This is a genomic window from Myxococcales bacterium (genome assembly GCA_016706225.1).
GTDB lineage: Bacteria > Myxococcota_A > Polyangia > Polyangiales > Polyangiaceae > JADJKB01.
Genome location: JADJKB010000006.1, coordinates 97,150 through 116,425 on the forward strand (window position 1 = coordinate 97,150; position 19,276 = coordinate 116,425).

At 68.2% G+C, this 19,276-nt stretch carries 16 protein-coding genes; 7 read left to right on the top strand and 9 right to left on the bottom strand.

The annotated features are described in order from the left end of the window. Positions 1–97 precede the first annotated feature (97 nt). Complete coding sequence (locus IPI67_13750; GenBank protein ID MBK7581264.1) at positions 98–841, bottom strand: polyprenol monophosphomannose synthase; 744 nt, start codon at positions 839–841, stop codon at positions 98–100. A gap of 25 nt (positions 842–866) precedes the next feature. Next, positions 867–1,523: a transaldolase gene (locus IPI67_13755; protein ID MBK7581265.1), complete on the bottom strand. Its 657-nt coding sequence runs from the start codon at positions 1,521–1,523 to the stop codon at positions 867–869. A gap of 75 nt (positions 1,524–1,598) precedes the next feature. On the opposite strand from IPI67_13755, the gene IPI67_13760 reads away from it, so the two are divergent. Then, entirely contained in the window at positions 1,599–2,528 is a 930-nt protein-coding gene (locus IPI67_13760) for a hypothetical protein (GenBank protein ID MBK7581266.1), read from the top strand. Positions 2,529–2,531: 3 nt separating this feature from the next. Here the strand turns inward: IPI67_13760 and IPI67_13765 are convergent, their stop codons facing one another. Together IPI67_13765 and IPI67_13770 are read right to left on the bottom strand one after the other, a co-directional pair. Continuing rightward, positions 2,532–3,137, bottom strand: a complete 606-nt coding sequence (locus IPI67_13765) for an HAD-IIIA family hydrolase (protein MBK7581267.1) — start codon at positions 3,135–3,137, stop codon at positions 2,532–2,534. Beyond that, entirely contained in the window at positions 3,134–4,576 is a 1,443-nt protein-coding gene (locus IPI67_13770; protein ID MBK7581268.1) for a methyltransferase domain-containing protein, read from the bottom strand. The genes IPI67_13765 and IPI67_13770 overlap by 4 nt, the downstream gene beginning before the upstream one ends. A gap of 117 nt (positions 4,577–4,693) precedes the next feature. On the opposite strand from IPI67_13770, the gene IPI67_13775 reads away from it, so the two are divergent. From IPI67_13775 to IPI67_13795, 5 genes are all read left to right on the top strand, one after another. After that, complete coding sequence (locus IPI67_13775; protein ID MBK7581269.1) at positions 4,694–5,479, top strand: class I SAM-dependent methyltransferase; 786 nt, start codon at positions 4,694–4,696, stop codon at positions 5,477–5,479. A gap of 145 nt (positions 5,480–5,624) precedes the next feature. Then, positions 5,625–7,256, top strand: a complete 1,632-nt coding sequence (locus tag IPI67_13780) for a transglutaminase domain-containing protein (protein ID MBK7581270.1) — start codon at positions 5,625–5,627, stop codon at positions 7,254–7,256. After that, positions 7,253–8,464: a VWA domain-containing protein gene (locus IPI67_13785; GenBank protein MBK7581271.1), complete on the top strand. Its 1,212-nt coding sequence runs from the start codon at positions 7,253–7,255 to the stop codon at positions 8,462–8,464. Before IPI67_13780 ends, IPI67_13785 begins: the two co-directional genes overlap by 4 nt. 11 nt (positions 8,465–8,475) lie before the next feature. Further along, entirely contained in the window at positions 8,476–10,368 is a 1,893-nt protein-coding gene (locus IPI67_13790; protein ID MBK7581272.1) for a hypothetical protein, read from the top strand. Beyond that, positions 10,365–10,868: a hypothetical protein gene (locus tag IPI67_13795; protein MBK7581273.1), complete on the top strand. Its 504-nt coding sequence runs from the start codon at positions 10,365–10,367 to the stop codon at positions 10,866–10,868. The genes IPI67_13790 and IPI67_13795 overlap by 4 nt, the downstream gene beginning before the upstream one ends. 33 nt (positions 10,869–10,901) lie before the next feature. Here the strand turns inward: IPI67_13795 and IPI67_13800 are convergent, their stop codons facing one another. After that, entirely contained in the window at positions 10,902–11,399 is a 498-nt protein-coding gene (locus tag IPI67_13800) for a hypothetical protein (protein MBK7581274.1), read from the bottom strand. A gap of 516 nt (positions 11,400–11,915) precedes the next feature. On the opposite strand from IPI67_13800, the gene IPI67_13805 reads away from it, so the two are divergent. Continuing rightward, positions 11,916–13,526, top strand: coding sequence for a hypothetical protein (locus IPI67_13805; protein MBK7581275.1), 1,611 nt, complete (start codon positions 11,916–11,918; stop codon positions 13,524–13,526). A gap of 230 nt (positions 13,527–13,756) precedes the next feature. Here the strand turns inward: IPI67_13805 and IPI67_13810 are convergent, their stop codons facing one another. The 4 genes from IPI67_13810 to IPI67_13825 form a co-directional block, all read right to left on the bottom strand. Further along, on the bottom strand, positions 13,757–15,262 hold the full coding sequence (locus IPI67_13810; protein MBK7581276.1) for a glycosyltransferase family 39 protein: 1,506 nt from the start codon (positions 15,260–15,262) through the stop codon (positions 13,757–13,759). Positions 15,263–15,265: 3 nt separating this feature from the next. After that, positions 15,266–16,876: a chemotaxis protein gene (locus tag IPI67_13815; GenBank protein MBK7581277.1), complete on the bottom strand. Its 1,611-nt coding sequence runs from the start codon at positions 16,874–16,876 to the stop codon at positions 15,266–15,268. Between the two features lie 76 nt (positions 16,877–16,952). After that, on the bottom strand, positions 16,953–17,456 hold the full coding sequence (locus IPI67_13820) for a hypothetical protein (protein ID MBK7581278.1): 504 nt from the start codon (positions 17,454–17,456) through the stop codon (positions 16,953–16,955). 40 nt (positions 17,457–17,496) lie between these two features. Beyond that, complete coding sequence (locus IPI67_13825) at positions 17,497–19,155, bottom strand: two-component sensor histidine kinase (GenBank protein ID MBK7581279.1); 1,659 nt, start codon at positions 19,153–19,155, stop codon at positions 17,497–17,499. Between the last annotated feature and the right edge of the window lie 121 nt (positions 19,156–19,276).

Here is a 19,276-nt window from a genome sequence, read left to right on the forward strand (position 1 = left end):
CCGGCACGTCCGCCCATCCCGCACCGCGCATTCGCAACCACTCGCGCCCGCGCGGTCGGGCAGGCGCGCTCCGTGCCGCCCAACCCCTCCGCCCCGCTCAGATCTGCCCGCGAACCGCCGCGATCCGGAGCTTCCACACCATCATGATGGCCTCGGCAAAAATGCGCCGGCTCATCTTGCTCTCCCCCGCGCGGCGGTCCACGAACACGATCGGGACCTCTTTCACCCGCAGCCCCCGCAGCAAGGCTCGATAGGTCGTCTCGATCTGAAACGAATACCCGTTCGAGCGAACCCCCGCCAGATCGATGGTGCGTAGCGCCTTGGCGTTGAAGGCCTTGTAGCCCGTCGTCAGATCCTTCACCGGCACACCCAGGATCATGCGCGAGTAGAGCGAGCCGCCCTTCGACAGCACGTGCCGCCCCAGGCCCCAACCCTCGACCCCGCCGCCGGGGATGTTGCGCGAGCCGATCACCACGTCGTTGCCCTCGTCGAGCGCCGCGAAGAACGCCGGCAGGTAGTTCGGGTCGTGCGACAGATCCGTGTCCATCTCGAAGAAGTAGCGGTAACCCTCCGCCAGCCCCCGCTCGAACGCCTGCACGTACGCCGTGCCGAGCCCCATCTTACCGGGGCGGTGCATGACCTTGATGCGCGAGTCAGTGGCAGCGAGCTCGTCGGCGACCTCACCCGTACCGTCCGGCGACGCATCGTCGACGATCAACAGGTTCGCCGCCGGCGCAACCTCGAGCGTGGCCCGCACGAACAGCGGCAGGTTGTAGCGTTCGTTGTAGGTGGGCGTGACGATCAGCGCGCCCTGGCCCAAGGCTTGGTTGTTCTCGCTCATTTTCCGCTGGTTCCGGCGGGTGTGCTCACTTCTTGCCGCGGTTCGCCCAGGCGTCGTTGAACTCGCGAATGGTGGACTCCGTGCGCGGGTTCCACAGCATCTTGCGCAAGATCGGCGGCGGGACCGTCACGATGTGCGCGCCGTCCATCAGCGCCTCGTTCACGTCGATCATGTGTCGCACACTGCCAACGATGATCTTGCTCGGCAGCTCTTCGCGATCGAGAATGGCGCGAAGCTCGCGCACGATGGGCCGCACGTCGTACCCCATGTCCGCAACCCGACCGCTGAAGATGCTGACGTAGGTCGCACCGGCCAGCGCCGCCAGGTAACACTGGTTGAAGCTCATCATGCAGGTGACGTTGGTCGCGACCTTCTTGTCCGCCAGCTGCTTCAGTACCTTGAGCCCGATCTCGGAGAACGGCACCTTCACGCAGACGCGGGTCGGTGCCCAGTTCCAGTACACAAGCGCCTCGTCCATCATCTCGCGCTCGGTCTCGGTCGTGAGCTCGACGGACACGTGGCCGGTGGAGGCCACGATGACCTCCAGGATGCGCTCCTTCAGATCGGCGTCCGGCGCCTCGCGGCTGATGATCAGCGGATTCGTGGTGACGCCCGAGACGACTCCCCACGCGAAGATCTCCGCGGTCTCCTTGGGGTCCGAGCTGTCCAGAAAAAGCGCCATGGTTTTCGGCTCCTGCCGCGGAAAAGCGGACGGCGACATATACGGGATCCCTCGCGCTTCGGCTAGCCTTCCAGAGTGACGCCGCTACCCCGGTTCACGGCCCTCGCCGCGCACGTGAAACCCGCCGACCACGGCGTCAGCTTCGCCGTCCCGGCCCGGCACTGGGCATTTCGCGGCATCTTGCTCGCCCTGGCTCTGCCACCGTTGTTTGCGCTGCTCGCGGTCCTGGCAGGGCTCGACGAAGACGGGGTGTCGGTACCCAGCGTCGTGCTGGCCGGGATCGCCGGCCTCAGCTTCGTGCTCGGGCTACTGCTCGCGCTCGTGTCACCCCTCCTGGCGGCGCGCACGCGCACCCGGATCGATTTTGGTCGCGGCTTCGTCTTCACTGCGCGCTCACCGTATCCGGTGTCGCTCTCCGCGTTCACCCAGCTCGAGGTGGAACGCCAGGACCGCGTGTCGGGGTTTCTCGAGTTGCGCGCGCACCGCACGGACGGCCCTGCCCTGAAGCTGCTCGGGCCACTCTTGCCCAAACACGCGACGGAGGCCGCCGAGCTCGCACACTGGCTCGGCGCGACCCTGAATGTCCCGGTGAGCACTCCCGCCCTGCCATCGGTCGGCGCCGCTTCGAGCAGCAGTGACTCCCTCGCGGGCCTGCTCTGTTACCTGCCGATCCAGGGTGTCTTCATCATTGCGTCGCTCTACTACCTGTTCGCGGCGCGCGGCCGGCCCTTCGTGCGCTTCTGCGCAATCCAGAGCCTGAGCCAGCTCGGATTTTCCATCGCGACCCTCGCGATCATCCTGCTGGGGCTGGGTGTCCCGCTCGCGCTCGCCGATCCATCGCCCCTGCAGACGGCGCTGATCGTGCTCCTGGCCATCACCCTCACGCTCTACTGGCTGTGGAACTTCGCCGCCCACGCCTACGCCTGTTATTCCGCCTACAAGGGCCGGCTCTGGGTCATGCCCTGGCTCGGCTTCTGGGTCCGGCGCTTCCTGCCGCCGACCTGAAGCTCAGCCCGCGCTGATGATCAGCTGGGCGACTTCGTCGAAGCGCGACGCCACGAGATCCGCCCGCACCTCCGGCCCGCCCTTGAGGGGACACAGCTCGCAGCGGTTCTGCGGAAACACCAGCGCCGAGCGCACCCCGGCGTTCCGTGCGGCGAGCACGTCGCCCGGGGCGTCCCCGATCATCCAGGTGAGCGCCGGATCGATCCCAGCCTTGGCCATGGCTCGAAGCAGCAGTCCTGGCTCGGGTTTGCGACAATCACAGCGCTTGTGCAGCGCGGGATCGCCCCCGGGTCCACCGTCCGGGTGATGCATACACACCTCGAAGGCGGCGACGCGGAGGCCTTCGTTCTCGAGCAGTTGCTCGAGCGCGCGGTTCGTTCGCTCCACGGCCTCGGCCGAGAACTGCCCCTTGGCAGGCGCTGGCTGGTTCGTGGCAATCGTCAGCACGAAGCCCGCATCGCGGAGCGCCACGAGACCCGCGACGACACCCGGCAAGAGTTTCAGGTGGCTCGGGTGAAAGGCGACGCTGATGGCGCCGGTCTCCTCGTCACGCACGACGTCGATCAGTGTCGCGTCGCGATCGACGATCACCCCGCGCGCCCCGCTCATGGCTCGTCGAGGCTCTCCCACACGTCGTAGGTGTCACGCCGGCGAGTGCCGACGTTGACGGTCTTGGCGAGGCGAATGAACGTCCACACCGTGCCCGCGAGCTTGCGCAGCTTCGAGGTCCCCACCCGCTCCTGATAGTCGATGGGCACCTCGACGACGTGGTAACCCGAGCGCGCGGGCCACACGATGGTGTCGATGGGGAGCGCGTCGCCTTCGCCAGTGAAGCTGAAGGCGCGGATCGCGCTCGAGCGATAACCCCGCATGCCACTGTGCAGGTCCGAGAGCGGTACGCCGTTCAGCACGCGCGAGAAATAGACGAACGTACGGTTCGCCATGAAGTTCGGCAGCGGCATGGCCTCCGGCTTCACCCGGATACGCGTCGCGTTCACCACGTCGACACCGCTCTCGAGGATGCGGCGAATGACCGGGATCACCTCGGGCGGATAGGTGAAGTCGCAGTCCAGGTAAATGAGCGCGTCGCCCTGTTTGGCCGACTCGTACATCAAGAGCTCCATCGCCGGGCCATGACCCCGCGGCGGCAGCTGACGCAGGACCCGCGCGCCCATCTTCTCGGCGATGATCGGCGTCTGATCCTTGACGCTGCTGTCGACGACCAGGATCTTCGCGTCGGGCGCGACCCGGCGAATTTCGTCGATCATGCGCGCGATGCTCTCTTCTTCGTCCATCGTGAGCATGCCGATGGTGAGCGCGAGCTTCCTGGGCTCCGGCGGGCGGCGCGCCACCACGACGTGTTGATACGCGAGCACTCGGGGCGCCAACCGGGTCAGCGCGACCTCGACCGGACGCACCAAGCTCAGATACATCTGCCACACGCTGAGATCGCGGTAGCCAGTAGCCTCGGCCTCGCCGTATTTCGCGCTGACGAAGGTGCTCTCGTCCAGGAATCGCCGCGCCGCCTTGACGAGCATCGGGTTCACGTCGACCTGCAACAGCGACAGGCCCGCCGCACGCACGAACGCCTCCACCTCGGCGCGGGAGAAGAGACGATGGCTCTCCTCGAAACCGATGCTCTCGTTGGCGAGCCCGAGCTTGACGGGCCAGACCTCACGATTGCGCGCGGACACGATCAGGCGCCCCTCGGGCGCGACGTACTTGGCAAACGCCTGCACCACGTCTGCCGGTCGAGCGCAGCGCTCGATCAGATCCGGGATCAGCACGAGATCGAAGCGCCGCTCTCCGAGCGCGCGCGCGACCGCCGCGGGATCGGTCGGATCGAGCTCGAACACCTCGTCGAGCAAGAGGCCCGCGCGCTTGGCCAGCACCGGATCGTGCTCGAGGCCCGTGACACGAGCGCCCGTGGTCCGCGCCACCATGCCATTCATGCCGGTGCCGCAGCCGACGTCGAGCACGGCTTCGGGCCGTCCGATCAGCGCAGCCAGGGCCGCGTTGACTTCTTCCTTGGGGTCCTGGCGCGCCATGGTGAAGAGCGAGGCCGCGGACGTTAGGCGAGGTCTCGGCGCATGGCCAGAGTGGCCTTGGCGCCCGCGGTTTTTCGGCGCGCGGTTCGTCATGCTAGAGCCCTGATCGGTCTGAACATGCGGCCCGCCCGACCCATCCCACTGGATCTCGAAGCGACCGAGTATGCGTACGTCGAACGCCCGAACAGCGTGCTCGTGGAGCTCGTCGAGAGTCGGGTGCTCCGAGGTCGCGTTCGCCCGCGGCTGCTCGATGTCGGCTGCGGTGCCGGCGCCAACGCCCGCGAGCTGAAGTCGCGTCACCCCGAGCTGTTCATCGCCGGCATCGAACCCAACCTGCACGCGGCGGAGCTGGCCCGCGAGGCGGCGGACGAGGTGTTCGTTGGGCTCGCCGACGCCTGGCTCACCCGAACGGACAGCGCCGCGTTCGACGGCGTGATCCTCTCCGACGTGCTCGAGCACACGCCGGATCCCGTGCGCTTCCTCCGCCAGCTGACCGAGGCTCCTTGCCTGCGTGACGCGCGCTTCGTGATCTCGGTGCCCAACTACGCGGTCTGGTACAACCGGCTGCGCACCCTGGCCGGGCGCTTCGATTACGCCTGGTCCGGTCTGTACGATCGCACCCACCTGCGATTCTTCACGCGCCGCTCCCTCAGAGCTTTGCTCGAGTACTCGGGCCTCTCCAGCGTCGAAGAGCGCTGCACCCCGTCGTTGGTGCAGTCCGCCGCACCGCTCTTGCGCAAGCTGTTCGAGAAGGACGTTGCGGCGGGAGACCACCTGTCACTCAGCGAATCGTCGGCGTTCCGCAGCTACCGCCGCTTCGTCGAGCCGGCCGAGGCGGCGGTCTGCGGCGTCTGGCCGGAGCTGCTGGGGTTTCAGATCGTGTGTGTGGCCGAGCGCGGGTGAGGCAGAGCGGGTCAGGCTCTGCTCGGGCGCCGGGTCGTCGCCGTCAATCAGCCCGTCGAATCACCAAAGGTACCACGCACCCGAGCGCCCAACCCAAAGACCTGGGGCGCCTTGCAACACTCGGGTGCTACTCTTCCCGACAGCCGTGCACCGCCCCGCACTCAATCGCCGCTACCTCGGCACCGCAAAGCTGCTCGTGGTGCTGCTCGTCGCCATCGTTCTGCCGGCGCACGCAGCGGGGCCAGTCGTTCACACCTACTTCGATCCGGACCCGGGCGAGGACCTGGCGCTCCACGCGACCACGACCGACGGCAAGCTCCCGGCCGCCATCGAGACCCCGAGTGGGGTGGTCCAGGCGCCCGATCCCTTGCGCTCCCAGCGCCAGAACGAACAAACGTACGGCGGCGGCTCCACACCGGCGAGCGTCGACGCGACCTATCGCATCGACCGCAACACGTCGCGGCCGGAGGTCGTGAGCTACGACGACCCGTTCATTCCGGCGATCACACCGTTCAAGCGCCTGTTTGCCTACGACGTGGTGGAAGAGTCGCTGGAATTGGGCGTCGCCGACAAGGCCTTGGTCAAGCTGCCGATTGGCGGCAACGTGCGCAGCGGCGACGATCAATTCTACGCCGACATGAACGTGGACCTGGTCGCCGACACGCCGGTGCGCATTCCCAGCGTCGGCCCCGGTACTCGGGTGTTGTCCGCACACACCGTGCCGCCCACGACCTTTCAGCTCCAGCGCGACGGCGCGGAGAACTGGTTCATTCGCTCCGGCGAGACCAAACGCGTGCGAATGGTCCTGCAGCTCGCCATCGCGCGGGAGGCCTTCGGCAGCCCGTTCTCGCGCGACGCCAGCTTCGTCTCGCTCAGCCGGTTCGTCCCCCACATGCCAGCGAGCATCAAGAGCGCCGCCGAGCGTGTGCTGGAAAAAGTCGGCATCTCGCGCGCCATGACCCCGGCAGCGGCGGTCACCGCGCTGGTCGCTCACTTTCGGAGCTTTGCTCCCTCCAACGATCGACCCATCTCGTCGGGCGCCGCGCTCTACGAAGAGCTCGCCTTGAGCAAGAAGGGTGTGTGTCGTCACCGCGCGTACGCCTTCATCATCACGGCCCAAGCGCTCGGGATCCCGACCCGCATGATCCGCAACGAGGCCCACGCCTGGGTCGAGGTGTTCGACGCGCTCGGGTGGCATCGGGTCGATCTGGGCGGCGCCGCCGAACGACTGGATACGGAGCGAGATCCCTCACAACCCATGCACGCACCGCCGGCCGATCCGTTCAAGTGGCCGGACGGCGCGGAGAGCGCGGGCGAGCTGGTGGAGCGGACGATTTCGGGAGCAGGGGGCCCGAGCAATGCCGGCGCCACGAGCGGCGCGGACGGCGGGGCTCAGCTCGACGGTGGCAGCAGCAGCGGCAGCACACCCGTCGCCAACATCGGCCCCGGCGTCGCGGACGGGGGCACGACACCGGCGGACGAACGACCTGCATCGAAGCTGGGCGTGAACGTCAAGAGTGGACAGGTCCGCCGCGGCGAGCCGCTGGCCGTGGTCGGTCGCGTCGAGGCCGATGGCGAGGGTTGCCGCGGAGTTCGCGTCGACTTCGCGCTCCGGAGTGACTCCGGCAAGCTCATTCCCATCCAGTCGCTGTCGGCCGGGGAAGACGGAAAGTACGACGGCGCCATCGTGGTACCGCCAAACCTCGAGGTGGGCGAATACGAGCTCGTGGTGTCGACGCCGGGCGACGCCCGCTGCGGCGCAGGAGTCGGCGAATGAGCCAGTTCATCGTGCCCTTCTTGTACGAGCTGCGCGCGCGGCGCATGGCGGTCGGGGCCCAAGAGGCCGTGCAGCTGGCACGGGCCCTGGCGCTCGGCCTGCACGAGAACTCGCTGGACGGGTTCTATTACATCGCGCGGGCGCTGATGGTTCACCGCGAGAGCGAGCTCGACAAGTTCGACGAGGCCTTCCTCTCCCACTTCAAGGGTGTCGTGTTCGAGACCACCAGCTTCTTGAAAGAGCTGGAGGAATGGCTGCGCGATCCGAAGGTCCTCGAAGGGCTGACGGACGAACAGAAGGCTGCCATCAAGGAGCTCAGCGTCGACGAGCTGCGTGAGTTGCTCGAGCAGCGCCTGCGCGAGCAGAAGGAGCGACACGAGGGCGGCAACCGCTGGATCGGAACCGGCGGCACGAGCCCGTTCGGAACCGGCGGCTATCACCCATCCGGCATCAGCATGCGCTCCGGCTCCGGCGGACGTGGCGGACGCAGCGCCATGGGCATGGCCGACGCACGCCGTTATCGCCCGTACCGCTCGGATCTGGTGCTCGACGTGCGGCAGATCGAGGTCGCGCTGCGCAAGCTGCGCTCGTTCACCCGTGAGGGCGCGCTCGACGAGCTCGATCTGGAAGGCACCATCGACGCCACCGCGCGCAACGGCGGTGAGCTCGAGATCATCACGCGACCACCCCGCAAGAGCAGCGTGCGGGTGCTCTTGTTGATGGACGTCGGCGGTTCCATGGACCCCTTCGCCCACACCTGTTCGCAGCTGTTCAGCGCCGCCAAGCGCGCGTCGAACTTCCGTGAGCTGCGTACGTATTACTTCCACAACACCATCTACGGGCGCGTCTATTCGACCGACGCGCTGATGGATCCCATCGAGGTGCCGCAGCTGGTCGATCAGCTGAACGCGCGCTGGAAGGTGGTCTTCGTCGGCGACGCCGCCATGGCGCCCGGAGAGCTGCTCGGCACGGGGCCGTGGGGCTCACCCGCCGGTGGTGAAGCGCTGTCCGGTCTCGACTGGCTGCAGTTCATTCAGCAGCGCTTCGAGCGCAGCGTCTGGCTGAACCCCGACCCACCGCAGTACTGGAGCGGCGGCACGGCCAAGGGCATCGGTGAGATCTTTCCCATGCACCACCTCACGCTGGAGGGTCTGACCGAGGCCATGGCCCACCTCTCGAAGGCTGCCGCGCACCGCAGGCTGTCGTAGGAGCCACCTCGGTGAAGGCGTGGCTCGCCTCGAGGATCGTGTGCGCGGGCTTGCTCGTGGCGCTGCTCGGTTGGACGACCGCCGCGTCGGCACGACCGGTGTGTGACGCCGGCATCGAGGCCTGGGTCTCCCGCTGCGCCGCGTCCGCGGAAAGGCAACTCGAGCTCGTGACCTGTCATCACGGCGTCGTGGTCGTGCGGGCCCCCGCCGAGCGTCTCGACGTCGAGCTTCGAGCTCGCACGGATGCGAGCTTCCGCAGCGCGGGTTCGATCGGACTCGCTCCGGTGGGACAATTCGCCGACTGGTCCAGGGAGAGTGAAGCGCGGCGCACGATGCTCGAGGCGCTGGTCGGGTGCGCGGAGCGAGATCCAAACCTGCCGCTCGCGCTCGCCACCACTGCCGCACCGCGTCCGCCGGATGGGCCGCGGGCGCCGTGGTTGTTGATTGCCGCGCTGGCCACGATCGGGCTGTGCGTGTGGCGGACGCGGCCGAAGTTCGGTCGCGAGGCGCAGCTCGCGCTAGGTTTGGCTGCTGCGTGCGCGCTGCTCCGTTGGTTCGCCGCGCCCGGTTCGTTCTTTCACCAGAACGGTCAAGGGCCACTCTGGGTCGCTCACGCATTGGGCGGAGAGGCGGGCCTCGCGGCGTATGGGCCCGGCTTCGCCGAGTTGTTTGCGCTGCCCGCGCGATTGATCGCCAGTGAGCCCGAGCGTGGGCTCTGGCTCTTTCAGTCGCTCTTGGCGGCGACGGTACCTCCGGCGGCCTGGTTCATCGCGCGCAGGCTGGGCGCAAAGCTCTGGCTCGCTGCGGCGCTTGCGCTCGGGTGTGCGCTCGATCCGCTGCTCGCGCGGCTGGCGGCCACGGAGTCCTACTTCTCGAGCATCCTCTCGCTGTGCATGCTGGCGACCGCGGCGACCTCTGCGGCAGCGCCGCGCCTGCGGGGCTCGAGTTTCTTTCTGCCCATTGTTGGAGCGGCGCTGCTGGTCGCGCAGATGCTCCGCATTCATCCGAGCGCGTGGCCCGTTGCGCTCACGGTCCCGCTCCCGCTCCTGTTGGCACCTGGCTCGGTGCGGCGCCGCCTCACGCTGTGTGCGGCGGGCGGGGCGTTGATGGTGGTGATTGCGGCGATCGCGAGCGGGAGCGCAATTTTCGAGGTGATGCACGGGACCTTGGGGCAGAAATGGCTGCCCCGCACCGCGCCACGCTGGGAGCTCTTGAGTCAGAGACCCACCCTCTACGTGCTGGGGGTCGCCGTTGTCGTGGGCCTGAGCCTGCGTTCGTTTCGTGGCTTGGTGATCGCTCTCGCCGGCGTGGGTGTCGTCGCAGCCGCGCGTTTGACGGATCTCTCCAGCGATCCGAACGCGGCGGTGACCGCCGCCCATCAGCGCATGTATCTTCCGGCCGTCGTCGTGCTGTGCTCGGTCGCCATCGCGCGCGGTTTCCGAGCGCCGCGCGCGCAGTCCGCGGCGGCTCTGGCGCTCGTCGTGCTGTCACTCCTGACCTTGCCCGCTCGTCTGCCGCTATCGCGCCTGCCGACGGACGCGCGCGAAGCGGAGTTCGTGCGGACCCTTCGCGTACGGTTGGAATCGAAGGCGACCGTTGCCTACCTGGAGCGCGCGGACTCCCAGGTCAGCGTGCTGCCGCTCTACGCTGGCAGGACCGCACGGCGCGCGCCGCTCCGGAACGACGACGTTGCGTTTGATCTCGGCTCGCTGCCCCAGCCCGCTTACTACTTCCGTTCGTCCCTGTGTGCGACGCCGCACGGCGCCCCGGTGTGCGCTGCCGTCGAGCGCGGAGTGCACCTCGAACCCGTTGCGGAGGCGACGTTGCCTGCGATCCCGAGCATGCGCTGGAACGCCTACCAAGGCGACGAAGTGAAGGTTACGCTGCTGCGCGTTCACAAATGAATCGCCGCCTCTGCCTCGCGCTGATGTTGTCGGCTTCGCTCGCCCAGGCGGTCGAAGAGCAGATCATCGGCAGCGGGCGAGAGGCAGAGGTCATGGCGCTGTTCGCGCCGTATTCGCTGGGCGGCGCCATCTCAGGGGGTTTCAAGCTGTGGAACGTCAGCATCGGAGCTGACCACATCGACGTCGAGCTAAAGGACGAAGCTGGCGCGCTCGTGCGCTTGAAGCTCGGCCCGCGCGCGGGCCAGAGCGAGACGACCGCGAGCTTTGGCGTGACACGGGACGGAGAAGCACAGATGGGCCCCGCGCGGGAGGCGGCCGATGCATTGCTCGCGCGCGTGCGGGCCAATGATCGCGGGGAGTTCTTTCGACGGAACGTTGAGCGGGAGGGGCGGGCGGTGGAGCCTGCGAGCCTGACGCGGGGCCTCGCCTGGCCGATTGGTTTTGGGCTCGCGACGGGGCTCTTGATGCTGTGGGCGCGAGGAAGGCGCGCGCGGGGCTGACGTGCGCGAGAGTCGCCGTTCGTCTGACGCAAGTCACAGCCCGTCTGGAACCGGCACACTCTTCTCCTGTTTCGCGATGCGTTCGCCCAACGCCTTCAGCACGAGGTCGTAGTCTTTGTCGTCGACCGAGTCCGACCTGGGGCGCGGCTGCACGGTGTAGAGTGAATAGCGCTCGGTCTGCTTCGGTGGCAGGCGGGCATCGCGCTCCTTGAGCATCACGAGCACGCGAAACCCGATCGATCCGTTGGCAACGTCGATCACGATGCGTTGTTCGTGGACCGGGCTCACCCCACGGATCCGCCACTTCTCACCGAGCGCAGTGCCCGGACCGGCGCCGTCGAGGAGCCGCGCCACGCTGGGGGGCGGCGCCGAGGGCCAGGCGTTCGGAAACTCTTCGTGCACGGTGATCGCGGGGACGTTGGCGGGTCCGGGCGCAGCTTGTTTCACTGCCAGGACCACGGACAGCCCGATCAGCCCCACCGCGGCGAGCAGCCCGAACCCGACCAGAGCACCAGAACCACGACCTGCCATGAAGCCTCGTGAGCGCACCTTCCGTCGTCACCCATGCCTCGAGCTTGGCCTTGGCCGCCGGCCGAAGCTCGCGAGAGTTCGCACACCTCGCGCCTGCTCGCAACTCACGCTGGCGCGAGACAAGAGTGACCGCGCGGCGGACGCTGGCGCTGGCGAAAGTGACCGCGCGGCGGACGCTGGCGCTGGCGAAAGTGACCGCGCGGCGGACGCTGGCGCTGGCGAAAGTGACCGCGCGGCGCCGGCTCGGGAGAACGCGCGGGCCGGACGCGGCCCTCGCGCAGATCTCTCCGCACGTCGCGCAAAAAAAATCTTCTCACCGATCACGATTGTGCTTGACCGATTTTCGCAGCGCCTTCGCGCGCGATCGACGAGGTCGGCTGCAACCGCGTGCTGCCGCCCGGCACTCGACACCAGACGCGCTGCCGCAACGAAAACACTTCGAGCGCCGTCCGACGCTCCGATCGCCGCGCTGGGTGTCAGCGGCGAAGCCAGAAATCTCCGTGGTACGAGAGCTTCATGAGTCACGCTGCTCTTCATCAGCTGAGCGACGACGCGCTCGTCGAGGCCACCCGCTCCCTCGTCGTCGCCGGTCGCCGGGTCACCGCCAAGCTCATCCTCTACCTCGCCGAGGTCGAGGAACGCCGCCTTCACCTGCGTGCCGCGTCCCCCTCTCTCTTCGACTTCTGCACGCGCCGCCTCGGCATGAGCGAGGGCGAGGCCTATCGACGCATCGTTGCCGCGCGGCTCGCGCGAAAGTTTCCGGTCATTCCCGCGCTGGTGGCCTCGGGCAAGGTGCACCTCTCGGCCCTCGCGCTGCTCAAGTCCCACCTGACACCGGACAATCACGCCGAGTTGCTCGACCTGATTTGCGGCAAGACCAAGCGCGAAGTGGAGACCCTCGTCGCCCACCTCGCACCCAGACCCGATGTGCCCTCCCGAATGCGCAAGTTGCCGCCGCGGCGCCCGCCGTCGCGCTCGACACTGCTCGCCGCGGTACAGCCAGCGCAGCTGATCACCTCGGGCTCGTCGCCGCCACGATCGTCGCCGCCGCCCTCGTCCCTACTGACCTCGCCCCCGGAGCGCTCGGCGTCGCCCGTGCAACCCACCGCGCAGCCGCTTGCGCCGCCGCCCACCGACGCGACCGCCAGCCCCAGCGCAGCCTTCTTCCCCCATGACACGAGCTCGCGCGGCGCCGCGCAAATTCAAGTCCTCGCCCCGGAGCGCCACGCGGTGCACTTCACTGCCAGCACGGAACTGCGCGGCAAACTGGAGCGAGCGCTCGATCTCACGAGTCACGTGAACCCGGGCCGCGACCTCGCGCTCGTGGTCGAGCGCGCCGTCGATCTCCTGCTGCACGATCTCGAGAAGAAGAAGCTCGGCAAGACCGCGCGCCCCGCCCGCCCCCGACGCTCGGACGGCGAGCGCGTCAGCAATCCGACGCGGCGCGAGGTCATCGCTCGCGATGGCGAGCGCTGCACTTACACCAGCTCGAACGGCGAGCGCTGCACGGCGCGCGCGTTTCTCGAGCTCGACCACAAGCAGCCGCGCGCTGGGCGGGAGCGCCAATCCCGACAACCTGCGCGTGCTCTGCCGCGCGCACAATCTCCTCGCCGCCGAGGCCGTCTTCGGGCGCGACCTCATCAGCAAGCCAATCCACCTCCGCGAATTGCGCGCGCCATACGACACCAAACCGATCCCTCCGCGCGAGCTCCGCGAATTGCGCGCGCCATACGACACCAAACCGATCCCTCCGCGCGAGCTCCGCGAATTGCGCGCGCCATACGACACCAAACCGATCCCCCCGCGCGAGCTCCGCGAATTGCGCGCGCCATACGACACCAAACCGATCCCTCCGCGCGAGCTCCGCGAATTGCGCGCGCCATACGACACCAAACCGATCCCCCCGCGCGAGGCGCGCGCCGACCCGCGACGGGGAGGGCCGCCCACAAGAATCCACCACGAAATGGAGACCCACTCGCGCTGGGAGAGGCGTCCTGCCATCACGCCAGCGCGAACCCACTCGTGCTGGGAGAGGCGTCCTGCCATCACGCCAGCGAACCCACTCGCGCTGGGAGAGGCGTCCTCCCATCACGCCAGCGCGAAGCCCACTTGCAACAGTTGGGCTGACGCCTTTCCCAGCGCAGGTCGGTTCCGCATTCGACCCTCGCGCTGGCCGAGCGCCTTTCCCAGCGCAGGTCGGCTCCGCATTCGACCCTCGCGCTGGCCGAGCGCCTTTCCCAGCGCAGGTCGGCTCCGCATTCGACCCTCGCGCTGGCCGAGCGCCTTTCCCGGCGCCCCAGCGCAAGTCGGCGCGAGCCCACGCGGCCGCTCGTCTCAGCCCGAGCACACCGGTCTTGCTAACGAGCGCGGGCGCTGGCCTTGCAGCTCAGAAGGGTGGTGCCCGCTTCGCGCAGCACCACTCCGCACTCCGGCAGGTCGAGCTCCATGTCCGCTCGCAGCCAGACGTAGAGGCGCCCCTCGCGCTCGATCAACCCGGGCAAATTCTCGGCGCGCGCGCCGTATAGGTTGCGGGCGCCGCGCACGCACAGCGTTGCCGGACAGTCGAGCCCGGCGTCACGCCCCGGAAATACCCGAGCCAAACGGTAGCTCGCCTCCGCGAGTGACCACTCGGGAAACACGGCGACCGCCGCGCTCGGATCCGCTCGCAGCCAGCCGACGGTGATCGGTGTGCGCCGCCCGGTCGATAGCTCCGGGCCCGTGGCTGAACCCGAGAAGTATGCAGGCAAGAGCCCGGCGTGCGCGCACGCAACCGCGGCCACGAGTGTCAGTCCGATACGACCGAAGGCGCTTGCGCCGAGCACACCCACAGCCACGAACAGCGGCACGACTGGCAGCAAGTACCGCGCACGCACTGCCGTGAAGAGCGAAAATGCGAGCAGCGTGAGCACGCCGAGCGCAATGGCGGCGATCGCGCGAACCTCGCTGCCACCCAACGCTCGCCGCCGCGCCGCGCCGATCACCAGCGCAATCACGAGCAGCCCGTTGAACGGCGCCGCCGGACCCGAAAAGAGCGCCAGCCCATCCACGAGTGCCCGTAGAGAGCCGGTCGGCGCGTGAGGGCCGCCGCCGACTCCGAGCCACAACGTCGGCAGCGCAAACGGGAACGTGAATGCAACGGCAGTCACCGCGGCGCCAAACGCACCGACGATCCCCACCAGGAGCCCGCGCCTCTCGCGCGCAGACCAGAGCGCGACCGCCACCGAACCAACCAGCGGCCCCAGCGTCAGGTACTCGGTGAACAGCGTGGCCGCGGCCACCAGCGAGTAACCGAAGAACCAACGCTCTCGCCCGGTGTCCAGCGCCTTCGACAGACACACGTGGGCCGCGAGCACGCCGAGCGCGGCCAGGGAATAGCCGCGCGCGAGCTGCGAGGTGTGCAGCGCCGCCGGCATGCTGGCGAGCCACAGCGCAGCGATCGTGGCGGGACCGCGCCCCGCCGCCGCCCGAACCAGCGCAAACACCAGCGGCACGCACGCAACCCCCGCCAACACGGACACGCCGCGGGCGTTCCCGAGCTCGTGCGCCCCGCCAACCCAGGTCATGAGCAGCGCCGACAGCGGCGGATGCAGCCGCGCATCGGTCTCGCGCGCCCAGCCGGCGATGCTCACGAGACCGAGCCCCACGGGTTCGTCGTTATCGACGGGGCGCGACTCCAGAAACATCAGGCGCAACACCAGCGCAACAGTCGTGGCCACGAGCAGGCACACGACGTCGCCCATGCGCCAGGCCGGGCGTCGTTTCAGCGTGGACCCCGGGAGTGAGCGGCGGATGCGGCTCCGAGCCAGCGAGAGCAGGGCAAAGAGCAGGAGCCCTGCGAGCGCCGCCACGCCCGGAGACGGCACGACTCAGCTGAGCGCTTTCTTCAGCTTCTCGGTGTGGGTGATCAGCTCGCGCAACGCCCCGTCCTGGCGCCGCGCCGTGTCCTCGAGCCGCGCGGCCGAGGCCAACGCGTGCTCGGTGCCACGGGTCTGCGAGCGGTGCGACGAATTGATCTGGTTGACCATGTGGCTGATGCTCTCGATGGCCTGGGTGATTTGACGCCCGCCGCGCGACTGCTCCTGGCTGGAGCGCTCGACCTGCTGGGCGATGGACCGCATCTTGTCGCTGCTCTTGATCACGAGCTCGCTGCCGCGGGCCTGCTGCGCCGTCGCCGCCGCGATCTGCTGCACCGTCTCGGCGATGCGCCCGATGGCGTCGGTGACCTGTTTGCTGCCCTTGGCCTGTTCAACCGTGGCCCGGGCAATGGCCCGCACCATGTTGGTGCTCTTCTGGGAGCTCTCCAGGATCTTCTTGAGCGCGCGCTCGGCCTCGTTCGAGACCTCGACGCCGCGGTCGACGTTCTGTGCACCGCGCTCGACGGCCTGAATTGCGTTGCGGCTCTCGGACTGGATGGTCTTGATCAGATCGGCGATCTCTTTGGTGCTTGCCCCGGCCCGCTCCGCCAGGTCCTTGATCTCGTCGGCGACGACCGCAAACCCCTTGCCGTGTTCGCCCGCTTGCGCCGCGATGATCGCGGCGTTCAGCGCCAAGAGGTTGGTCTGCTCCGCCACGTCGTCGATGACGTTGAGGATCTGCCCGATGGCGTCGATGCGCGACCCGAGGTTGGAGATGACCGCCACGGCCTCCTGGCTGCTCTCCTTGATGCGATAGATCTCACCAATGGTCTTGAGGATGCTCTCGGCGCCCCGCTCGGCGTCCAGCGCGACCTCCTCGCTGAGCCGGGCCGTCTCGTTGGCGTTCGACTGAACCTGATCGATGGACACGTCCATCTCGTTCATGCTCGAGCTGGTCTCTTCCGCGGTCAGCGAGAGCGCGTCGACGTTCTTGGCCACCTCTTTGATGGAGAATGCCATCTCTTCGATGCTGCTGACGCTCTCGCGCACGCTGGACGCCAGCTCGACGATGTTGGACGCGACCTCCTCGTTGGTCGCCGTCATCTCCAAGATGCTGGAGCTGGACTCCTCGGCGCTGGCAGCGAGCACCTCGACGTGCTGGGCGATCTCCAGCATCGACGACGCAGACTCCTTGATGGTTCGCGCGGTGTCCTCGCTGGTGTCGAGCTGTCCCGCAACGCCCTCGGTGAGCTTGCGCAACGCGTCCGACACGGCCCGCGACGCTTCGTCGACCGCGACCGCGCGCTCTTCGTCCCGGGCGCTCAGCTCGTTGAGCGTCTCGTGAAGCTCGTCGAGCTCCGCGTACAGGCCGCGCAGTGCGGGATCCGCGTCGGCGGGCGCCTCCGGCTTGCGACCATCGCGGAGCCGGCGCACCGCCGACACGACTCCTTCGACCACGCCACCGGAGCTAGCTCCGGAGGTCGCCAGCCACGCTCCGACCGTCCCAACGAGGCCGACCGCGATGGCGTAGGCTGCGATGTCTTGTCGCAGGAAGGCGACGATGAGACCGGCGACGAGGGGAAGCCCCACACCCAAGAGTTGACGCTGGGACAGTCCGTTCATGCTCGCTCGCGGGTTGCGGCGAGGTTATTGGGCATCGGGCGGGGCGCCAAGAGAAAGGCGCTCCGGCTGAAGGAAGTTACATCTCTCGGCGTCCGGGAGCGCTCCGGGTCGGGGTCGCCGCCTCGGTCGGCTCGACTTGTTTTTTGCCCTTATCGACCCAGGTGTCCTTGAAGCGGAGCTTCCACTTCTTGGTCGGCGCGGTGGAGACACGACTGCGATCGGCGGCGGCTGGAGCGCGACTCAGGCCTCCACTGGGTGCGGGGCCGCGGGCCACGGGCGACGGTGTGCGGGGGTCCGACGGGTTCGCTGCCGGCGGCGGCATGCGCGGATCGGACGGGCGCGAGGCCGGAGCTGACGGGGTGGCAGCCGCCGGCTGATGCGGGTTCGTTTGAGGCGAGGACGCGGGCTGCGCCGGTGACTGATACGCGGGCGCTCCGGCCGGTGCCGGCGTGGTGTACACGGCGGTCGGCGGCAGGCTGGCTACGACAGGACCTGACGGAGCGGCGGGGCCGGTGGTCATGGAAATGGAGCAGCCGCTCGAGAGCAGCAGGATCGCCAGGAAAGGGATCGGGTTCGACATCTAGCTTGTTACACGTCGAAAACGCCCAAACCCTTCCCTGTCAGGCCGAGCTGGGGACTGGCGCTTCGGCCAGCAAGGTGGGCCCGGCAACGGCCAAAACCACGGTGAATACCGCTCCTCCCCCGGCTGCATCGGCATGGAATATTTCGCCACCGTGTTCGAGCACGATGCGGTGCACGATGGCGAGACCGAGCCCGGTGCCCTCCGGTTTGGTGGTCACATAGGGCTCGAACAGGCGCTCCCGGAGCTCGGCCGGCACACCGGGGCCGTTGTCCCTCACTGCCAAGACCACCCGGTCCGGTCCGGCGGGACCGAGCTCGACGACAACACGCGGTTCGTCCCGGCCCTTCGCAGCGTCGATGGCGTTCTGGATCAGATTGGTCAGCACCTGCACCATCTGATCCGCATCCGCGTTGATGATCGGCACCGGCGAGAGGGAGAGCTCGATGGCGGCACCGCTGCTGGCGTGCAAGTTGACGACCTTGCGCACGACCTCGGAAAGCTCGATGGGTGAGGGGTTCGGCGGGGGGAGTCGGGCGAAGCGCGTGAACTCCGACACGATGTTGCTGATGCGAGCGACCTCTTCGAGCACTGTCCGAGTCGCCTCGTCGAAGTACTCGTCGAACTCGGGGTCGTCGCGCGCGCGCAGTCGGCGCAGGGTCTCGACCGCGGCGCGGATCGGCGCGAGCGGATTCTTGATCTCGTGGGCGACACGACGAGCGATCTCGCGGCGCGCAGCGATGCGTTCGGTCGCGGCCAGGCGCTTGCGAAGCTGAGTCAAGTCGGCGATGGCTTTGTTGAAGGCGTTGGCCAGCTCCACCAGCTCCTTGCCGCCCTCACCCTTCACGGGCTTGGGCTCCCCACTCACGACCTCGCGCGCCTGGGCAGCCATCTTCACGATCGGTCGAGCGAGCCCCCGCGAGAGCAGCAACGCCACGAGCAGGGCGGCGCCGAACGTGCTGCCGCCGATGACGATCAGCGTCGAATCGAGCGCCTGCAGCGCGCGCGCGAGCGGCACGCGGGATTGGCTCGCGAACAGCTGCATGCCGCCCAGATCGGGGATGCTCACTGCCGTCACCATGTCCGCCCCCGAGCTGGGTCTCGAGAGCGACAAGCGCACGCCGTGGGCCTCTGCGGTCGCCTGCAGCATCGGGTCGAGGTGGCGCGCGGCGTAGAGGCCAACCCAGAGTTTCTTGTTGTCGTGATCGCGAACGATGCAGCCCGCCTCGACCGCGAGCGGAGGTTCGGTGGTGCGCAGGCGCGCCGAACGCGTCCCGCTCTGCATGCGCTCGGCCAGACGTTTGTCGCGTTTGCCGACCAGACCATCGGCGTGACCGGCGCCCAGCACCTCGCCTTCACTCGTGACGAGCACCAGCTCGTCGAGCCGAAGCGCCTTCATCAGCTCCGGTACACGCAGGCTCAAGGACAGGCGACGCGAGTCGAGATCCCGCGCCTTGAGACCGACCAGCGCGCTGTCGACCATCGGGTCGTGTTTGCACAGCGGTTCGACCAACTCCGGCAGATCACGCACCGCCGCTCCGAGTTGTTTCTCCAAGCGCTGGAACGCAAGCGCCCCCTGCTCTCGAAATCGCTCCTCTTCGGTGCGGCGCCACGCCTCGCGCACACCAAAGCCCAAGCTCACCGTGGTGACCACGGTGAGCAGAAGCGTCGCCACGAGCAGGCGTTGCGCGAGCGTCACGCTGGGGATCCTAGCTGATTGTGCGATAACGCCGGAAACTCCCCGGCGCTTCCGGCAGGGTCGCGATTCCCGAGCGCGGCCCGTTCGACGGCACACCCTCGCCAGCGCCGAGGGAATTTCC